General features: G+C 61.7%; 16 protein-coding genes. 3 read left to right on the top strand and 13 right to left on the bottom strand.

Going from position 1 to position 18339, the window contains the following annotated elements; all coding sequences use genetic code 11:
- Positions 1–86: 86 nt before the first annotated feature.
- The 12 genes from ACSQ8V_RS18395 to gspD all read right to left on the bottom strand — a co-directional run bounded on the left by ACSQ8V_RS18395 (position 87) and on the right by gspD (position 11815).
- A complete protein-coding gene (locus ACSQ8V_RS18395; protein ID WP_436206551.1) occupies positions 87–878 on the bottom strand; it encodes a type II secretion system protein N in 792 nt (263 codons plus the stop codon).
- Positions 875–1378, bottom strand: coding sequence for a type II secretion system protein GspM (gene gspM, locus ACSQ8V_RS18390; RefSeq protein WP_213765058.1), 504 nt, complete (start codon positions 1376–1378; stop codon positions 875–877). Before gspM ends, ACSQ8V_RS18395 begins: the two co-directional genes overlap by 4 nt.
- A complete protein-coding gene (gene gspL / locus ACSQ8V_RS18385) occupies positions 1375–2676 on the bottom strand; it encodes a type II secretion system protein GspL (protein ID WP_436206550.1) in 1302 nt (433 codons plus the stop codon). The genes gspM and gspL overlap by 4 nt, the downstream gene beginning before the upstream one ends.
- A 93-nt stretch (positions 2677–2769) precedes the next feature.
- A complete protein-coding gene (gspK, locus tag ACSQ8V_RS18380) occupies positions 2770–3909 on the bottom strand; it encodes a type II secretion system minor pseudopilin GspK (RefSeq protein WP_436206549.1) in 1140 nt (379 codons plus the stop codon).
- A gap of 2 nt (positions 3910–3911) precedes the next feature.
- A complete protein-coding gene (locus tag ACSQ8V_RS18375; protein WP_436206548.1) occupies positions 3912–4610 on the bottom strand; it encodes a PulJ/GspJ family protein in 699 nt (232 codons plus the stop codon).
- Positions 4588–5016 (bottom strand): type II secretion system minor pseudopilin GspI, encoded by a 429-nt coding sequence (gene gspI, locus ACSQ8V_RS18370; RefSeq protein WP_213765054.1) that lies wholly within the window; start codon positions 5014–5016, stop codon positions 4588–4590. The genes ACSQ8V_RS18375 and gspI overlap by 23 nt, the downstream gene beginning before the upstream one ends.
- Positions 5016–5522: a GspH/FimT family pseudopilin gene (locus tag ACSQ8V_RS18365; RefSeq protein ID WP_436206547.1), complete on the bottom strand. Its 507-nt coding sequence runs from the start codon at positions 5520–5522 to the stop codon at positions 5016–5018. Before ACSQ8V_RS18365 ends, gspI begins: the two co-directional genes overlap by 1 nt.
- A gap of 47 nt (positions 5523–5569) precedes the next feature.
- The gene (gene gspG / locus ACSQ8V_RS18360) at positions 5570–6046 is read right to left on the bottom strand and encodes a type II secretion system major pseudopilin GspG (protein WP_213765131.1); all 477 of its coding nucleotides are present in this window, start codon (positions 6044–6046) and stop codon (positions 5570–5572) included.
- A 207-nt stretch (positions 6047–6253) separates the two neighbouring features.
- Positions 6254–6667, bottom strand: coding sequence for a type II secretion system protein N (locus ACSQ8V_RS18355; RefSeq protein WP_436206546.1), 414 nt, complete (start codon positions 6665–6667; stop codon positions 6254–6256).
- 13 nt (positions 6668–6680) lie between these two features.
- Positions 6681–7898: a type II secretion system inner membrane protein GspF gene (gene gspF, locus ACSQ8V_RS18350; protein ID WP_213765051.1), complete on the bottom strand. Its 1218-nt coding sequence runs from the start codon at positions 7896–7898 to the stop codon at positions 6681–6683.
- Between the two features lie 6 nt (positions 7899–7904).
- Complete coding sequence (gene gspE / locus ACSQ8V_RS18345) at positions 7905–9392, bottom strand: type II secretion system ATPase GspE (protein ID WP_346730521.1); 1488 nt, start codon at positions 9390–9392, stop codon at positions 7905–7907.
- Positions 9389–11815, bottom strand: a complete 2427-nt coding sequence (gene gspD, locus ACSQ8V_RS18340; protein ID WP_436183039.1) for a type II secretion system secretin GspD — start codon at positions 11813–11815, stop codon at positions 9389–9391. The genes gspE and gspD overlap by 4 nt, the downstream gene beginning before the upstream one ends.
- Before the next feature lie 661 nt (positions 11816–12476).
- Between gspD and ACSQ8V_RS18335 the strand changes: the two genes are divergently transcribed.
- A complete protein-coding gene (locus ACSQ8V_RS18335; protein ID WP_213765129.1) occupies positions 12477–12923 on the top strand; it encodes a lytic transglycosylase domain-containing protein in 447 nt (148 codons plus the stop codon).
- A 194-nt stretch (positions 12924–13117) separates the two neighbouring features.
- Positions 13118–14269, top strand: a complete 1152-nt coding sequence (locus ACSQ8V_RS18330) for a GTP-binding protein (protein ID WP_436206545.1) — start codon at positions 13118–13120, stop codon at positions 14267–14269.
- 1098 nt (positions 14270–15367) lie between these two features.
- Here ACSQ8V_RS18330 and ACSQ8V_RS18325 read toward each other — a convergent pair.
- Positions 15368–15646, bottom strand: a complete 279-nt coding sequence (locus ACSQ8V_RS18325; RefSeq protein ID WP_031364544.1) for an HU family DNA-binding protein — start codon at positions 15644–15646, stop codon at positions 15368–15370.
- A gap of 436 nt (positions 15647–16082) precedes the next feature.
- Between ACSQ8V_RS18325 and mnmC the strand changes: the two genes are divergently transcribed.
- Positions 16083–17951 (top strand): bifunctional tRNA (5-methylaminomethyl-2-thiouridine)(34)-methyltransferase MnmD/FAD-dependent 5-carboxymethylaminomethyl-2-thiouridine(34) oxidoreductase MnmC, encoded by a 1869-nt coding sequence (gene mnmC, locus ACSQ8V_RS18320; protein WP_436206544.1) that lies wholly within the window; start codon positions 16083–16085, stop codon positions 17949–17951.
- The last annotated feature ends 388 nt before the right edge of the window (positions 17952–18339 follow it).

Below are 18339 nucleotides of genomic sequence, written 5' to 3'. Positions count from 1 at the left end.
ATGAAATCACACGTTCGCAACCGCTGCCCCTCGCCATCCCGATGCCGACTAGCACGGCCCTGAAAGCGGTAACGAAGCGCCGAGCTCTATCGAACGAAGGTCAGCTCGACGGTATCCGGTCCCGTGTGCCGTCCAAGCAGATTCAACAATCCCGCCAGGTTTTCCCGTGCCTCCGGCGTGGCCGTCGCCACGCCGTTGAACGCACTCGATGTCTTCGACACCGTTCCTTGTCCGCTCAGCAGCAATGGCCCATTCGATGTCGTCGTCAGGTTGATCGTGTCCGCCTGGCCTTCCGCCTGAAACACCACGCGATACGACCCCAGCGGCTTCACGCGCGACACGCTGGACGCCATGTCGTCGAGCGTCACGATCGCCTGCCCGTACGTGTTGTGCCCAAGCATCCGCCATTCGGTCCAGGTCAGCCGCACATTGCCTTCCATGTTGAGCGTGTTGAACGGTGCGCCCAGGCCCGAGAGCAGGCTCGCCGGCACGGCAATCGCGCCCGGCGAAACTGTCGAACCGGAAAAACCGGCATCGAGGAAAACCGAATCCGGCATGGCCTCCGTCTGGCGCATCTCCATGCGCACGCGGCCGGTGAACAAGGGCCAGAAGGCCGTATGCCATTCGATTCGTCCCGGCAGCAGCGTCGCGCCATCGGCGCTGCCCGCACCGCCGCCGGTCGCCAGCATCAACGTGGCCGAGCCCTTCCAGAGCGAACCGGCCGGATCGACGAGATTCACATGGCCGTCCGTCGCCTTCGCAAATTGCGGCACGATCCAGGCCGCCGGCAGCATGACGGCCAGCGTCACAACCACCGATATCCCCGCCACCACGAACCACGGCCAAGCCGCGAGAAGCCGCCGCATGCCGTAGTTCATTGCACCTGGGCCGGTTGCACCGATGCCGTCAGATCCACCTGGCCGTCGGGTTTCAGCGCCGTGATATGCGCCTCGCTGACCTGCACCTTGAACTGCTTCCGGACGCTGTCGAGCCACACCGTCCATTCCGGGAACGAGGCGTTCTTCAACTGGATCTGCACGCCCGCGCCGACCACCTGGACCTGCGCGGGGGGCATGTTGTTATCGGCGAGAGACTTCGCCAGTGCATCGCGCAACGCGCCGCCGGTCGGCGTGACACCCTGCCCGCCGCCTGCCAGCGAGCGTGCCTCGTTGGCTTGCGCGGTCATCTGCGCGAGCTGGCGCTGCATGGCGGGCAGCGTGTCGCGCAACCGCGCGCGCCCTTCATACGCGGGCGCCCATAGCACGAGATAAACCAGAGCAATGGCCGCCACGAGACCACCCCACATCAGGATGGTTTTTTCGCGCTGGGTACGCGCGTTCCAGAACTCGCCCCAGGTGTCGATGATGACTTGTTTCATTGGGCGCTCCTGATGGTCCACTTGCCGGTATTACTATCGATACCACCGGCCAGCCCGTTCGCCGCCAACCGTCTCTGCAAGCCAGGATCGACCTTGGTTTCCGGTTTGAAAGTCACCTCGAGGCTTCGGTCGTGGTAATCCAGCCCCGCAATGCCATTCACCGGAATGGGCCCAAGCGCGCGAGCGAGGGCATCGGCAAGAGAGAGGAAATCAGATGGCGACAGTTGCCCGGAAACCAGCCGCAAACGGTCGAGCTGACGCGACATCTGGTCGGGGGCATCGAGTACGACCGTGGTTTTCGGGAACGTGTTGAGGAGCGTTTCGGTCATCTGCGCGGTGATCGCGTCGCGTTGCCGGGCAAGCTGCAGCCACTGAATATTGATACCAATCATCGATACCACCAGCGCGCCGGCCAGCAGCGCCACCGGCAGCTTCAGCCGCCGCATGGTTGCGCGGTCGAGCCGCCACGGCTGCGCGGCGAACTCGAACTGGCACAGGTCGAAGTGGTTCGCGAGTGCGTTGCGCGCGAGGGTTTCGAACGTCAGCGGCTCAGCGCCGGGAATCGCGGGCCGTGCCGACGCCAGGCGCGGCTCGGCGCCGGGAACGTCGCGCAGGGTGTACAGCGTGGCCGGCTGGGCGCCCGCAAGCGCGCTGAGCGTGGAGGTCACGGCATCGGCGGGAATGGCCAGGCCTTCGCCCAGCGCCGCGTGCTCGCCGCGCGCAATCGCAATCTCTACGCGCGTCGTCGCGCTCTCGGCCGGCCGGAGCGTATCGCCGCCGAGCAAAAGCGGGGCAGTCGCCAGCACGTCACCCAGGATGCCCGCGACGAACGGATTGGGGGTGTCGGCGGCGCTTTCATGCAGCGGCAGGCAGCGCATGGCGGGCACGGCCTTCACATTCCGATGCCCCGCGTTCGCAAACGCCTCGAGCACAAAGCGGAACCAGCCGCGATCGATCACCGCCAGCACCCGCCGGCCGCTCGCGAGCGCGACCGGATCGACGGCGATATGGCACGTCTGCGGGTCCTGGATCAACTGATCCTCGACGACGTTGGGCAAGGCCTGGCGCAAGCGCGGCCCTTTCAGCGGCGGCATTTGCGCGGCGGTCAGCAACAGGTCGCGCGCGGCGACAATCAGCACTGTCGCGCTCGCACGCGGCAGCAACGAAAGCGCGGCGCGGCCGGCCCGCTGCGTGACATTGCGCTTGTCGAGCAGCAGAAACGGCAGCTCCGGCAAATTCCACTCTTCGGAGCGCACCGCCGGATCGCGCGGCGGCAGTAGGACGATCAATGTGCTCAAAGGCCGCTCTCTTGTTTTCTGAATCGAAAGTTATTTACTGTACTGCGTGTACTACGACATCGACATCGTTCCGATGAAACCCGTCCAAACGCATCAAGGCTGGTCGCGAACATAGACAATACGCGTGGTATGCGTCGCCGGATCGCGATACAGCAAGGTCGTCCGATCCACTTCCGCCCGCTCGTGCTGCACGCGGCCGTGGATCAGGAAATACTTCGTGGTCACGTCCATCTGATTTGGATCGATGTTGGCGGTTGGCGCGCCCGCGCCGGTCAGCGCGAGCGTCACGTTGCCGACATCGTGGAAAAACACGGTCTCGCGGCGCGCGACAAACGCCTGCGCCTGCGAAAGCGACATGCCGGGCACCGTCGCCGCAATCACTTCAGCCGTCGCGGTATTCATGTTCACCGACGTCGTGGTCGGCAGCACCGTCACGAACGGCCGCAATTTCTCCACGGCTTCCGGCGAAAAACCGGGGACATCAAGCAACGATTCCACATTGATCATCTGCAGCGGCGCGACGGGCGCGTTGCTGTCGGCATCGGCGAGACCGGGGTCGTCGGTGAAATTGCTGCCACCCGTTCCGCCGCCCTGCGCAATCGCGGCCAGTGTAGAGGCGGGCGTACTGGTCGCGGCGGCAGTGGTCGATTGCGTCTGGAACCGCGTCGCCGATTGCGCCAGCCCCGCGCGAATCTGCAACGCGACGTTCTTCGCCAGCGACGCATCAAGCCCGAGCAACGTCAGCAACCGCTGGAACGACGCGATCTCCTGCACGTTGATGATCAGCAAGCCGGGCGTGGGCGTGGAAACCAGGTTGCGCAGGTTGAACTTGGCCTGCGCGTCTTCAATCGATCCCGACAAATACGTCGATGCGCCCTGCTGCGCCCGCACGTCGCCAATTTGTCCGAGAAAGTCCGACAGCCGCGTTTTCGCGATCGGCACACCCCACACGCCGCCGAGATACGTGACGTCCGGCGCGGAATCGGCTTCGGAACGCAGGATTAGCCGCGTCCAGTCGAGCGCGCTGCGCGAGATCCATTGCGCCTGCGCGAGCAGCCGCTGGTTCTCGATCCGGCGGACCTGCACTTGCTGGCGCCACAACAATCCCGACACGATAATCGCCGACAACGCGACGACCAGCAGCGCACTGATGATCGCAACGCCGCGCTGTTGCAAATGCCTGGAAGGCCTCGATGACCTGAGCCGTTTCGCCTGAACCGATGAAGAACGCATGGTCATTCTCCGATCAGAAACACGCGCGTGATCGGCAGCGCCAGATTGTGCGCGCCGACCGCGATCTGAATGCCCGTCACCGCGCGCGGCAACGGCGCGTTGCCGAGCTGCGGCACTTTCAGGTTGTTATCGTTCTGCGTGATTTGCGCCGCCACGTCGCCCATGCGCATCGTCCAGCCGGTCTTGGGCACGTAGGCGCGCGTGGCGAAGGTCGAGACGCCGCCCATTAGCGGGATCGCGGTCCAGCCGTCGGAGTTGTCCGAAGCCGATAACGCCCGCCGCACTTCCCCCACATTACCGAGCGGCGGCGACGCAAAGCGCACCACCCGGCCGCCGTCGACCAGCCGGTAGCGCACGACCTGCAAGCGCGGCGCCACGCCTTGTGCATAGAGACCGCGAACAATCTGCAGCGCGTTCCCGCCGATAGCCACCGCGGCCTGGCCGGCTTCGTCGTCGGTGGCGGCCTGGCGGGCATCGATACGCATCTGGTCGAACAATTGCGCCACCACGCGTTCATCTTCCATCGCGTTCGTAATGGTCGTGCGGCCGCGCATGATCTGGTCGAGGCCACGCCACGACAGCACCGCGATCACCGCGAGGATCGCGATGGCGACCAGCATCTCGATCAGCGTAAAGCCACGATCGCCGCGAACGCCACGAGTTCCGCGAACGTCCCGCCTAGAGCGAACGGTTGGTTTCATTCGCCACCACCATGACCATTTGCGCGAGATTGCCGGAGATGCCAGGCGACTCCACGATAACTTCCACCCGCCGGAAAATCGGATTCGGCGTCGTCGACACGCGGTCCGTGCAAATCAGCTTGAGATTGCCCTGCGAGCAATCGAACGTACGTGTACCAATATCCGGCCACGTATGCGTGAGCCGCAGTTGCGCGAGTTCGTTATCAGCGCTCCAGCCGGCCAAGAGCCGCCGATGCAAGTCCGCCTCGCCGGTCGCCATCGCGCCCACGGCCCGCAGCGACGCCGCCAGCGCCACCGCGATGATCGCCAGCGCGACGAGCACTTCGATCATGGTGAAACCGCGCGTGCGTTTGTGTTGGAGCTTATGTTTAAGGCCATGACGAGGGCCGGGCGCGAGCGTTGGCATCAGCGCACCTGATAACGGCCGTTGCCGGTGCCGACGATCGTCACGCTGCCCGACGCCGAGACGAGCGTCACTTCCATCGGGGTATCGATAGCTTCAGTGCCGAACACCACTCGCTCCGCGGACTGATCGGTACCGGCGTACTGGATCGTCACGCCGGTCACGCCGCCTTCCCATCGGCGCTGGCGCAGCAGGTCGTCGCGTAACGGACGCCAGCCGTCTTCCGTGCGGATATCGAAGCGAAAACCGCCGTCGAGCGGCTGCCACGCAATAGGCCTTGCCCGCACCTGCGCTTCGTCACCGGCGGATTCGAACAGGAGCGCGAGACGCTGCGCTTCCTCGTTCAGATCCGTGCGCGGATTGCGCGTGAGCTTCACCGACGCCAGCGACACCAGCAATCCCGCGATCACCAGCACCACCAGCATTTCCAGCAGCGTAAAGCCGGCCTGCGGCCGCACCTTCGCGCGGCGCGGCGCCTCGGGTGCTGAACAGTCCGGCTTGTGCTGCATGTTCACGTCGATTGGCTGCTGTTAAGGGGCAAGGAAAGGCTAAAAAGCTATTGCCAGGAGCCGATGTCGGCGTCGTTGCCATCGCCGCCCGGTTTGCTGTCGGCGCCATAGCTGAATATGTCCACCTCACCGTGCACGCCCGGGTTCAGGTATTGATATTCCTTGCCCCACGGGTCGACTGGAACGCGATCCATATAACCACCGCCCTTCCAGTTGTTCGGGATCGGCTCGGTGGTCGGCTTCTCTACCAGCGCGCGCAAACCCTGCTCCTGGGTCGGATAGCGGCCGTTATCGAGTCGATAAAGATTCAGCGACTGCATGATCGAGCCAATATCCGCCTTCGCCGCCACACGCCGCGCCTCGTCCGGGCGGCTCATGATCTTGGGCACGATCAACGCGGCGAGAATGCCGAGAATGGCGATCACTACCATGATTTCGATCAGCGTAAAACCGCGCTGCCGACGCGATTGCTGAGTACCTTGCGCTGTCTGGAGTTCGTAGCGGCGCTTCATCCACATTTGCATGACTTCATCTTCCTTTCCAATTGGTGTCGTTACAGCGCTCAGGCCCGACATGATGTTCGATGCCCGTTCGCCGCCCTTAACCGGACCCGGATCATTCATCTGAATAATCAACGATCGTCGCGGGCAGGCTTGCATTCTATAGGTCCCGCTTGCGCGGATTTCACTTCGTAAGCAGCGGCCGTCCGATCCGTTTGATCCTGGGCGGCTTCAGCGCACATAAATGGTCGGGCCGGGCGCGTTCGGCGGCAGGAACACTTCGGAGCGTGTGCCCTTTCTATCGATGATGATCGAGCGCGCCCGCACTTCCTTGATCGTCACGCCTGGCGTCAGCGGCCCGCCCAGCGAGATCGCACGTGCCGGTTCGCCGCCGTAGCTTACGATCGCCGCCGCGCCGTGTTGCAGCGCGAGGATCCCGAACAAGTGCACGTCCTGGTTTTCCTGATGCTGCAGTTTCCCGCCGAACAACGTAGCGGCCTGCTCCACCGAGGGCGCGCGCCCCGCGGCCGCTGCAGGCAACGGGGCGCTCTGGTGCGTGGTCAGCGTGATGACCCACCACGTCAGCGTCGCGCAAAAAATGGCGAGCGCGATAAGCGATAGCAGGCGGGTCTGAAATGCATTCATGGGATGGGCTTCTTCACTGCACCAGATTATTCAATTCGATGATCGGCAACATCACCGCCAGCACGATCACCAGCACGACGCCGCCCATCGCGAGGATCAGCAGCGGTTCCAGCAGGCTCGTGAGAAACATCGTGCGGCGTTCGAGTTCGCGCGATTCGCCCTCGGATGCCCGGTCGAGCATGGTGGTGACGTCGCCGGTGGCTTCGCCCGAGCGGATCAGATGCACCAGCACGGGCGGAAACGTCCGGGTGTTGCCAAGCGCGCGCGACAACGACGTGCCTTCGCGCACGCGAATGATCGCGTCTTCAACGTTCGCGCTCATCGCGCGGTTGCTCAGGGTTTCGCCCGCGGCTTGCAGCGCCCGCAGGATCGGTACGCCGGCTGCTGTCAGGATCGCAAGCGTGCTGGCAAAACGCACGGTGTTATAACCGCGCACGAGTTTGCCGAGCAGCGGCGCGGTGAGCAGCCAGCGGTCGAACGCCATGCGCGGCCCCGGCCGCGCGAGCAGGTTCTTGATGAACCAGCTCAGCAACGCCACGCCGATCAGCCCGGCCCACCACCAGTTCCGCACGAAGCCGGAGAGCGCCATCATCGCAATGGTGAGGAACGGCAGCGCTTGCTTCGTGCTCGCGAACACGTTCACCACTTGCGGCACCACGTAACTCAGCAGGAACGTGACGATCCCGAATGCGATCAGCGTGACGATCGCGGGATAGGTGAACGCGAGCACGATCTTCTGCTTGAGCGCATTGCGTTGTTCGATGTAATCCGCGAGCCGCGACAGCACCAGTCCAAGCTTGCCGGTATGTTCACCGGCCGCCACCAGCGCGCGATAAATCTCGGGGAAATCACGCGGATGTTCCGCCAATGCATTCGCGAACGAATGGCCGCCAAGCACTTCGCCGCGAATGGCGGCCATCAACTCGCGAACGTAATCGCGCTCCGATTGCTCGGTCAGCACCGACAGCGTTTCGCCGAGCGGCAGACCCGCTGTCAACAGGCTGGCGATTTGTCGCGTGAGAATGGCCTGCTCGCGTTGCGACAAGCGCTTTCCCATCGATAACCGCTGTTTGCGCTCCCCCCGCGTGCGAGTACCCGCAGCCTCGACCACGAGAGGCGTCAGCCCCTGCGTCCTGAGTTGGCTACGCGCGGCACGGGCGCTGTCGGCATCGAGTACGCCTGTCTGCGACTTGCCCGCCTGATCGATTGCCTCGAAACGAAACGCCGGCATGGATGTTTAATCTCCGCCCGTCACACGCAGCACTTCTTCCAGCGACGTTGCGCCGGTCGCGAGCCACCGGTTTGCATCCTCGCGCAGCGTGCGCATTCCTTGCGCGCGGCCGGCCGCCAAAATTTCGGCATCCGATGCATTCCGGTGAATCAGCGCGCGAAGAGGATCGTCAAGCAGCAGCAGTTCGTACACGCCGCGACGTCCCGCATAACCCGAGTTGCCGCATTTATCGCAGCCGACTGCATGCCAATGAATGTGGCCGTCTTCCGAGGTCTCTGCCTTGCACACCGGACACAACTGCCGCACCAGCCGCTGTGCCAGCACGCCGAGCAACGACGACGCCAGCAGATACGGCTCGACGCCCATATCGGTAAGACGCGTGACAGCGGACGCTGCGTCATTCGTGTGCAGCGTAGCCAGCACGAGGTGACCGGTCAACGATGCCTGCACCGCAATCTGCGCCGTTTCCAGATCGCGGATTTCCCCGATCATGATGATGTCCGGGTCCTGCCGCAGAATTGATCGCAACGCGCGCGCGAAGGTCATGCCAATACGCTCGTTCACCTGCGTCTGACCGATCCCGCCGAGGTCATATTCGATAGGATCTTCCACCGTCATGATGTTGGTGGTCGCGGTTTCGAGCCGAGACATGGCGGCATAAAGCGTGGTGGTCTTGCCGGAACCTGTCGGACCAGTGACCAGCACGATGCCGTGCGGACGGCCGATCAGCTTGTCGAAATGAACCAGCGTGTCGCGCGCCATGCCCAGCGTTTCGAGATTCAGCCGCTGTGCGTCTTTTTCCAGCAGACGCAGCACCGCGCGTTCACCATGACCGGTCGGCAGCGTTGACACACGCACGTCCACCGGCCTGCCGCCCACGCGCAGCGTGATGCGGCCATCCTGCGGGAGCCGTTTTTCCGCGATATCGAGTTGCGCCATGATCTTGATCCGCGAGATCAGCGCGCCATGCAGCGCCTTCTTCGGGCGCACGACGTCGCGCAAGGTGCCATCGACACGAAAGCGCACCACCGAAGACGTCTCGAACGGTTCGATATGAATATCCGATGCCTGTTCGCGCGCCGCCTGCGTCAGCAGCGCGTTGATCATGCGGATGATCGGCGCGTCGTCTTCCGATTCGAGCAAATCCTCGATTTCGGGAATGTCCTGCATCAGCCGCGACAGATCGACTTCGCCTTCCACTTCGCCCACGACCTGCGCCGCGCTGCCGTCATTGCGCGAGTACGCCGAGTTGATTGCAGCCGAAAGCTCGGCCACCGGCAAACGTACGATGGAAAGCGCGCCGAAGTTTCGCGCGACTTCGGCGAGTGCGGCGTCGCTGGTTTTATCGCTGATCCACACTTCGATGCTGTCCGCGTGCTGGTGCGCCACCAGGATCTGTCCGGTCCGCGCGAACGCGTACGGGATCAGCCGTGCCGCGAGCGGCGACGGCGTGCTCGTGGCAACGTTCGCGACGGACGCGCTCAGCGTGCTCACGGCTTCGCTCCCGCGTCGCCGTTGAGCGGCACACCCGGCGCCGGGTTATTCGGCACAGCGTAACTGTTCACGTTCAGCGGCTGCCCCTGCGCTTGCCCTTGCCCCTGATACTGGCCTGGCGGCTGCGCCGTCTTGTACTGCTGCTGGCCTTGATACTGCCCTTGTTGATCCTGCATCTTTGGCGGCGGCGCCTGCGGCAACGTCGTGCTGCCGCCCTCCGCCGGCGAACGTGACATGTTGTTCAAGTCGAACAGATTCTGCGACGGGATACCGCCCTGGCTCGGGCCAATCGGCGCTGGTGGCAGAACCGGTACGTCCTTGTCCTTTTCGATGCGGTTATCGGAGGTGGAGTTGTACTGTTGCTGACGCAGATATTCGTAGCGATCGTTCGAAATCTGCGAGCTGGTCGCCTGGTCGCGCACGATCACCGGGCGCAGGAACACCATCAGGTTGGTCTTCGTCCGCGTCTTCGCTTCGCTGCGGAACAACTGGCCGATCCAGGGGATATCGCCGAGCAGCGGCACTTTGCTGTTGCTCGTCGAATACTGGTCCTGCATCAAGCCGCCGAGCACGACGATTTCACCATCGTCCGCCAGGATGGTCGACTGGATCGAACGCGTGTTGATCGTCACGCCACCCGGATTGTTGGTCGTGGTGGTATCGACGCTGGAGTCTTCCTGATAGAGCTGGAGCTTCAGGATGCCGCCCGTCGTGATCTGCGGTTTCACATGCAGCGTCACGCCCACGTCGCGCCGGTCGAACGTATTGAACGCGGAGACCGACGTGCCCGTATTGGCGGTCGGCGTGGCGTACGAACCGGTTACCACCGGCACGTTCTGGCCGACCACGATCTTCGCTTCCTCGTTATCGAGCGTAATGAGGTTAGGCGTAGACAAGATGTTCGCATCCGACGACGTCGACAGCGCCTGGAGCAAACCGCCCAGGCCGAAGAAGTTGCCGAACTTGTGCAGCAGGCCGATGTTCAGGCCCTGCGAGAGGATGTTCGTCTGACCTGCGAGCGACGACGGATTGCTCGCGACCGCGGCTCCGGCCGCCGTCAAATCGACAATGCTCGACGTGCCCGAGCCCAGGTTCGTGCTGCCGTAAATGCCGTTGTTGCCGCTGTTTGAAAGCAGCGCGCCCTGCCACTGAATGCCGAGATTCGCGCCCGTTGTCGCTGACAGTTCAACTATCAGCGCTTCAATGTAGACCTGCGCACGGCGTGCATCGAGCTGGTCGATGACCGCACGCAAGTTGCGATACACCGGATCGGACGCGGTAATGATCAGCGAGTTGGTGGCCGTGTCGGCCTGGATCATGCCGTTGCCCGGTTGATCGCTGGAACTGCTGTTGTCGTTGTTGTTGCCGAAGCCGGAGTCCTTGCTCTGGCCGCCGCCCCCCATCGGATTGCTTCCCGACGACGAACTGCTGCTGCCGAGTCCACCCGGCAGCGGCGGCAAGCCGCTCGTGCCAGTCGACGAACCGGAACCGCCTGCGCCAAACGCGCCCGAACCGCTCGACGAACCCGATCCCGACGATGACGACGAAGACGAATTCCCGTTGCCCTTGCCCATCATCGCGCTCAGGGTTTTGGCAAGACGCGAGGCATCGGCGTTACGCAGTGCGACCACGTGCATATTGCCCGGCTGCGTGGTGGCCGCGTCGAGACTGCGCGCAAGCTGCTTGGCCGCCGCGAGCCGTGCGCTGCTGGACGCGCGCAGCAGCAACGAGTTCGTGCGCGGGTCGGCGGTGACGGTAACTTTCAGCGTAGCGTCGGTGCTGCCTATCGAGCCCGGATCGAGCAGCTTGTTGAGCTGTTCGGCAACGTCGAGCGCATTCGCGTTCTTCAGCGGCACCACCTCGACCTGCCGGCCCGCCGCTGTGTCGATGCCCGCGATGATGCTCGCGATGCGCCGCACGTTGTCGGCATAGTCGGTGACGACCAGCGTGTTGTTGGCCGGATAGGCGGCGATCGTGTTGTTCGGCGAGATCAGCGGACGCAGGACCGGCAACACGTTGTTGGCCGATTCGTTGTGCAGCTCGAACACCTGGGTGATGACCTGATCGCCCCGCGCGGTGGGCGTGTTGCCGACGTAGGTCGGCACGCCCTGCAGCTTGGCGTCGGCTTCCGGCACGACTTTGAGCACACCGTGATCTTGCACGAGTGCGAAGCCCTGCATTCTCAATGCCGACTGCAGCGTTTTCAAAGCCTGATCCTCTGGCACCGGATTTTCCGATACGAGATTCAATTGTCCTTTGACCCGCGGGTCGACGATGATCGTCTTCCCAGTCGCGGCACCGATCGCTTTCGCCACCTGATCGATATCCGCATTGACGAAATTCAGTGTCACCTGTGCGTGCGCAATTTGCGTGGTGACGAGACCGGCCACCAGCAAAGCCGTCGCGGCGCGACGCAATGCCATACGTTTTCTTCTCATGGAGTGTGATGTCTAGACCTGCTGATCCCGTCGCTGAAAACCGGTCGTGTTACGCGTCTTTCGACGCTTTTAACACCACGAAGGCTTAAAACAGACGTTTCCAGGGCCGATGCCCGGGCAATGCCATATCCCAAAAACGTGAACCATAGCAGCTTTTCATGTCAGGTTTGTCACAAAAGTACTAATCCTTGGCCGACGATCGTCAAATAGTAAAGCGTCACAAATCTCAAAAAAACCTTCTGATCAAACTCTGTTCGTCTTGACCCTTACTAGCCCTTTGCACATAGGAAAGAGGTTGAAATTGTCATATTTGTTCGCTTTCGCCCGTGCAGTAGAGCAGTTCGGATTTCATGCGCCTATAAAGACAAACGCGGTCGATTAACTAAACTTTCGAATAGCTTTCATAACAATTGGCGCCACATGCCTTGGCTATGTCGGATGGTCAAATTTAAAACGCCATAGTCTGCCGGTATGATACGAGCGCTTCGGCGCGCTGGATGCGCAATGTGCGGGCGGGTTTTCCCGTGTTTACCGCGTCTTACCTTGTTTTACCGGGTGTTACCCGGTTTTTGCCGATAAAGCGGCGCCTTCACTGCAGCAGTTCGCGAGTGCAAGGCACACAGTCGATCAGGTGGTACCCAACATGATGAAAATATTTTTGCGACTTTTTGCGATCGGTTTCGGCGCCTTATTGGCAGCCGCGCCCGCGCACGCCGACTGTTTCGATGAAGCCGCCAAGTATCAGAAGGTCAACCCGCTGATCCTGCGGGCGATCGCGTGGCAAGAGTCGCACAACCAGCCGGATGCTATGAACAAGAACGCGAACGGTTCCATCGACTACGGTCTGATGCAGATCAATTCGGTGCATCTGACGCAGCTCGCACAGTACGGGATTTCGACCACCACGCTGATGCAGCCGTGCAAGTCGGTCTATATCGCCGCGTGGCATTTGCGCCAGAAGATGAACAAGTATGGCAACACGTGGCAAGCGGTCGGCGCTTACCATTCGGAAACGCCGTCGCTGCGAGATCAGTACTCGAAGCAGATCATCAATATCCTGGGCAAGTGGAAGCTGCTGACGGCATCGCGCTGATTCAGGTTCGCTTCACTTCGTTTGTTTCGTTCAGCTTCTTCTGTTTTTCATCGCATGGCGCGGCGTTCCAGCCGCGTTTGATGCACAATTCCGCGTTCCAGCTCGCCGCTATTCGAGGCGGGTTTTCTTGAAAGCGCCACCGTTTTCAGCGGCTGCGCGCGCGAGTTTCGCGCCCTCTTTCGATGCCAAACGCGATGAATCAGCCCCTGCCCGTTACCGTGCTTGCCGGTTTGCCAGGCGTAGGCAAGACCACGCTGCTCGACCATTTGCTCGCGCATCATGCCGGCACGTCCATCGCGGTTGTTCGCGGCCGGATCGACGATCTATCGAGTGAAATCAACAGCGCTGCCGCGGAAGGCCGCTTCGACGCGATCGTGGTGGAAGCGTCCGGCACCGACGACCCGCAGGTGATTGCCGAGAGCCTGGTCTTCGATAACGACATCGCGCATCTCGATACGATCGTGACCGTCGTCGATGCGGAGAGTTTTTCGCGCGAATATGCGTCGACGGATTCGCTCAGCGAGCGCGGGATGGCAAGCCAGGATCACGATAGCCACGACGACCGCACGGTCGTGGAAGCGCTGATCGCGCAGATCGAGTTCTGCGATGTGATCGTGATCAACAAGACGGATCTCGTCAGTACCGATGCGCTCGCCAAGCTCCGGCGCGTGCTGCATGCGCTCAATCCGCGCGCCGAACTTATCGATGCGCGGCAAGGCGCGGTGGCCGCGAGCGAGTTGGTGAACACAGACCGCTTCGACTTTGACGCGACCTCGAGCGCGCCCGGTTGGCTGGCGATGCTGAATGCCGATCCGGCGTCAGCATCGGAGTTGGCGGCCGACGACTTGGGCGTTGGTGGATTTGTTTATCGGGCGCGCCGGCCGTTTCATCCCGGGCGGCTGTGGGCGCTGGTGCATCAGGAATGGCCGGGTGTATTGCGTTGCAAGGGTTTTTTCTGGCTGTCGACACGCAGCGATATTGGCGGTTTGTTATCGCAAGCGGGGGGCGCGCTGCGGCATGGTCCTGCGGGCATGTGGTGGGCGGCGCAGGAGCGCAGCGAATGGCCGACGGGCGATGCGGAGCTGGAGGCTGAAATTGCCGCGGACTGGTACGGCGATGCGGACGATATGACTATCGGCGACCGGCGGCAGGAACTGGCGATGATCGGAACTGACCTGGACGAGTCGCATTGGCGTGGGGCTTTTGACGCGTGTCTTGTCACCGATGAGGAATGGTCGCAAGCGACGGAGGGATTATTGGCCGATCCGTTCCCGTCGTGGGAGATGGATGAAGATGAGCATGACCACGATCATCATGATGATGATTGCGATTGTGGAGCCCATTAGGTTTTCGCTCGCGCCGGTGGACGGGGTTGGGGGTCGGTGTTGGGGTGGTCGGTGGTGGTTTCTGCGTTAGCGGTCGGGGTCAATGCCGGGTTGCTGCTTTCAGTGTTAGCGGTCTGCGAGAGTCGGATTTTCTCTTTATCACTATTAGCCACTGTGCGTGGCGGCACGTCATTTCTTTGTCCAAAGCGACAAAGAAACGAAGCAAAGAAAGCGCTTTTAAAACACGCTACCCTAAGTGTCCACAGCGTGCGGTTTTGATTCATAGGTGCCCCAAAAGCACGGTGCTCGCCAGAGCGCCGGATGTGTGAACCCCTCCTTCTCGCGAATCCTGACACGAACACGCTTCGCCCCGTACGCTCTCGGGCAAGCACCATTGCTAAGGAACCCACACGGCCTTACGCGTACTCGTAGACTCGCGCTTGCCAATGAACACGCTTCGCCACCCGTGCCCTCGTGGAAGCACGAATTGACCAGGAACCGGTACGGCCTAACGCGTATTTGCTTCTGCGGTTCTTCGTGGGTTAGCGGCGTGATCTACGCGGTTGTCTTCGTGGGTTACGGCCTCAGCATCTTTGCGACTTCGTTTCTTGACGGGTTAGCGGCATAGTCCGTCATGCGTACAAATTTGGAGGGAGGTCGTCCGCGGATAGCGCGGAGTGCTCCTTGGGCAGGTTCAATCACTGGTGGCGAAGCGTGTGGGTATCGGTGTTCGGAGAAGGAGGGTTTCACACATCCTTCGCTCTGGCGAGCACTGTGCTTTTGGGGCACCTATGAATAGAAACTGCACGCTGTGGACACTTAGGGTAGCGTGGTTTAAAAGCGTTTTCTTTGCTTCGTTTCTTTGTCGCTTTGGACAAAGAAATGACGTGCCGCCACGCACAGTGGCTAATAGTGATAAAGAGAAAATCCGACTCTAGCAGACCACCACGGCCGAAAGCAGCAACCCAGCATAGACCCCGACCGCTAACGCTAGAACCCACCACCCCGACATTGACCCCGACCACTAACGCAAAAACCCCCAAACCCCCACCCCGTCCACCGGCGCGAGCAAAAAAAAACCCGCCGATGGCGGGTTCCATACTGACAACCGGCTACAACTTACCGCTTGTTCACTGCGTCCTTGAATGCCTTGCCAGCCGTGAACTTGACGGTCTTGGCGGCCGGAATCTTAATGGATTCGCCGGTCTTCGGGTTACGGCCGGTGCGCGCTGCGCGCTTGCCCGAACCAAAGCTTCCGAAGCCAATCAACTGCACGGCGTCACCCTTCGAGACGGCCTTCTTGACCACTTCGAGCAACGTGTCCAGCGTTTCGCCGGTTTGAGCCTTGCTGGCGCCGGTCTGAGCGGCCACGGCGTCGATCAGTTCCTGTTTATTCATTAAGGTTCCTTTATCAGTTTAGGTTGACACGAACAGCGCGAACGCGCCGATTATACGTGCGCGGGCCTTGCAGTCGAGTACTGGCGCGGGTCCAGCCCCCTGGCCCACTATTCCGGCAAACCCTCACACCCCGGTCGCCGGGCCTCCTCCTTACTCGGCGGTTGTTATCATAACGCAGCGCAAACCCAAGCAGGACAAGGGTTTCGAAGATTTACGCATGATCGGACGCAAGTGAAAACCCTTTCCACCGCCCTTTTCCTGCAAGCAATCCTTTCGTACTGTTCATTTCACCCTCCGTTGGTTTTTGCCAACGGTTGGCGCACGATCCGGTGTATCAAGCGCTAAGCCTTACCCCTATTAGCTTTAAGGGAACGCAGTGCAATCCCGGAAATGCACGGCGAAGGCCATATCATCAGTCTGCTTTCAAACCTTTCCGATGACCCATTCCTTTTTTTGTGCAAACGTGCTTGGCGATCGCGCGCGCTGGGCCCGGAAGCGAAACTTCACGGTCCTACAGGCGGAATTCGACGCCGGGCAGCTCTTTATCGAAGCATGGGCCGCTTGGCGCGCAGATCCGCAGCGCTGCGAGCGCCTGCATTTCGTGGCCGTCGGGCCGCTAACGTCGATGGATCTCCCCGACGTAATCACCAAGGAGCCCGCCCTCTCCCAATTACTGATCGATGCCTGGCCCATGCAGGTGGCCGGGCTGCATCGGCTCGAGTTCGAAAACGGGCACGTGGTGCTGACACTGGCCATCGGCGAGCTGGAAAGCATGCTGCCAAAAATCTGGCTGCGTGCCGATGCCTTTTATCTGTGGCTATCGCAGGTCGATGCGAAGCTGGCCTACATCGCCAAAGCGCTGGCCCGCGTCGCCGGGGATCAAGCGACGTTATGTGCCCAAGCGCATCCCCTCCTTCCCCAAGCGCTCAAAGACGCAGGCTTTATCTGCGATGAAACCCCGCACGGCGCTTTTGTGAAAGCGCGCTTCGCGCCACGCTGGCGTGTGCGACGTCACGAACCGCCGCGTGCGTTAGCAATTGAGGGCGCCACTCCATCAGCAGTGCTTTCGACGGACGCGGTATCAGCTTCCTCGCGTCAAGGACTGCGCCATGCAATCGTCATCGGGGCTGGCCTTGCCGGCTGTGCGATCACCGAGCGCCTTGCCTCGCGGGGATGGCGAGTCAGCCTGATCGAGCGTCACGACGATCTTGCCCGCGATGCGTCGGGCAACCCCGCCGGCGTCTTCCACCCGATCGTCTGGCGTGACGACAGCATCGCTGCCCGCCTGACACGCGCTGGATTTCTCTACGCGCTGCAACGCTGGTCCGAGCTCGAACGCGCCGGCCACACCCTGAACCGCAGCCATCAAGGATTGCTGCAGATCGCAGATTCCACCGACGATGCGCGCGCAATTGCATCCGCGATCAAGCGCTTCGGCTTGCCGCCGTCCTATGTAATACCCGTCGATGAACACGAAGCCACCCGCCTGGCCGGCCAGCCTGTCGCGCGCCCCGGATGGTTTTTCCCTCACGGCGGCTGGATTTCCCCAGCCGCGATATGCGCCGCGCAATGTGCGGTTGCGGGCGATTTACTGACGACTCGTTTCGGCACGGAAGTCGCGCGGATCGATCGGGAAAACGGCACGTGGACTGCCTTCGACATCACCGGCCGCACCCTCGCCCAAGCCCCCGTCTTGATCCTTGCCAACGCCGGCGATGCGCAACGCCTCGCCGGGCTCCACGGCCTTCCGACGCGCGGCGTACGCGGCCAGCTAACGCTATTGGACTCGAGTCCGCTCGACGGCCTGCGCGTACCCATCGTCGGCGATGGCTACGCCGTGCCGCTCGGCGCGCATCGAACGCTAACCGGCGCGACCTACGATATCGACGACATCGATACGCAAATCCAGCCCGCCGGTCATATCGAAAATCTGGAACGCGTCGCGATGATGTTGCCGGCCCTCGCCGGGTTCAAACCAACGCGAGAAACGCTGGAAGGCCGCGTGGCATTCCGATCGGTGACGAGCGACCGCATGCCGATGATCGGCGCCCTCGCCGATGAAACCGCCGCCCGTGCCGATGCCCCCCGTCTTTCCGGCGCATGGCCGCTCGATTTGCCGCGCATGCCCGGCCTGTACGGCGCGTTTGCATTCGGTTCGCGCGGACTGGTGTGGTCGACACTGGCCGCCGAGCTGATCGCGGCGCAAATCGAAGGCGAGCCGTGGCCGATCGAACGTGAACTGGCTGACGCCATCGACCCCGCGCGCTACCTTCTGCGGGCATTGCGACAAGGCGAACTCGGCTAAAAACATCGGTCGGCAAACTATCCACCGCAGCCTGTGGATAACCCGGCGAATTTCGCGCGAATGACCTGTGTACTCGCTGTGGGCGTAAACGGGACAACTTCGTCGCACCGCGAATTCGCCCGAAGTTGTTCGGAGTTCACCCTCGGACGCCCACACGTTCACTATCTGCTTATGCGTCCTTCAAACGCTTGTAAACATTGATGAAAATGGAGTTATCCACAGAAATCGTGCGGCCTTGTTAACTACTACTACGTATATATAAACAAAACTTGTAAACCTTAAAACAAGCGTCATCGGCAGCACTCAAAGTGGAAAAACCGCCTTATCTCAGATGAAACAACAACAAGATCCGACCCCTCTTAAAGGTAGATTTTTCCTTATGCCGAGA

Source organism: Caballeronia sp. LjRoot31 (assembly GCF_964253885.1).
Classification (GTDB): Bacteria; Pseudomonadota; Gammaproteobacteria; order Burkholderiales; family Burkholderiaceae; genus Caballeronia.
The sequence above is the reverse complement of the archived record's forward strand: the minus strand, read 5'-3'. Positions and strand labels throughout refer to the sequence as shown.

Coding starts and splice junctions, on each gene's coding strand:
- ACSQ8V_RS18355 (WP_436206546.1), bottom strand. CDS start 6,667: ATGAATGCATTTCAGACCCGCCTGCTATCGCTTATCGCGCTCGCCATT.
- ACSQ8V_RS18325 (WP_031364544.1), bottom strand. CDS start 15,646: ATGAATAAACAGGAACTGATCGACGCCGTGGCCGCTCAGACCGGCGCC.
- gspM (WP_213765058.1), bottom strand. CDS start 1,378: ATGAAACAAGTCATCATCGACACCTGGGGCGAGTTCTGGAACGCGCGT.
- gspD (WP_436183039.1), bottom strand. CDS start 11,815: ATGGCATTGCGTCGCGCCGCGACGGCTTTGCTGGTGGCCGGTCTCGTC.
- ACSQ8V_RS18335 (WP_213765129.1), top strand. CDS start 12,477: ATGAAAATATTTTTGCGACTTTTTGCGATCGGTTTCGGCGCCTTATTG.
- ACSQ8V_RS18330 (WP_436206545.1), top strand. CDS start 13,118: ATGAATCAGCCCCTGCCCGTTACCGTGCTTGCCGGTTTGCCAGGCGTA.
- gspK (WP_436206549.1), bottom strand. CDS start 3,909: ATGCGTTCTTCATCGGTTCAGGCGAAACGGCTCAGGTCATCGAGGCCT.
- ACSQ8V_RS18365 (WP_436206547.1), bottom strand. CDS start 5,522: ATGCAGCACAAGCCGGACTGTTCAGCACCCGAGGCGCCGCGCCGCGCG.
- mnmC (WP_436206544.1), top strand. CDS start 16,083: ATGACCCATTCCTTTTTTTGTGCAAACGTGCTTGGCGATCGCGCGCGC.
- gspG (WP_213765131.1), bottom strand. CDS start 6,046: ATGCAAATGTGGATGAAGCGCCGCTACGAACTCCAGACAGCGCAAGGT.
- ACSQ8V_RS18375 (WP_436206548.1), bottom strand. CDS start 4,610: ATGAAACCAACCGTTCGCTCTAGGCGGGACGTTCGCGGAACTCGTGGC.
- ACSQ8V_RS18395 (WP_436206551.1), bottom strand. CDS start 878: ATGAACTACGGCATGCGGCGGCTTCTCGCGGCTTGGCCGTGGTTCGTG.
- gspF (WP_213765051.1), bottom strand. CDS start 7,898: ATGCCGGCGTTTCGTTTCGAGGCAATCGATCAGGCGGGCAAGTCGCAG.
- gspI (WP_213765054.1), bottom strand. CDS start 5,016: ATGCCAACGCTCGCGCCCGGCCCTCGTCATGGCCTTAAACATAAGCTC.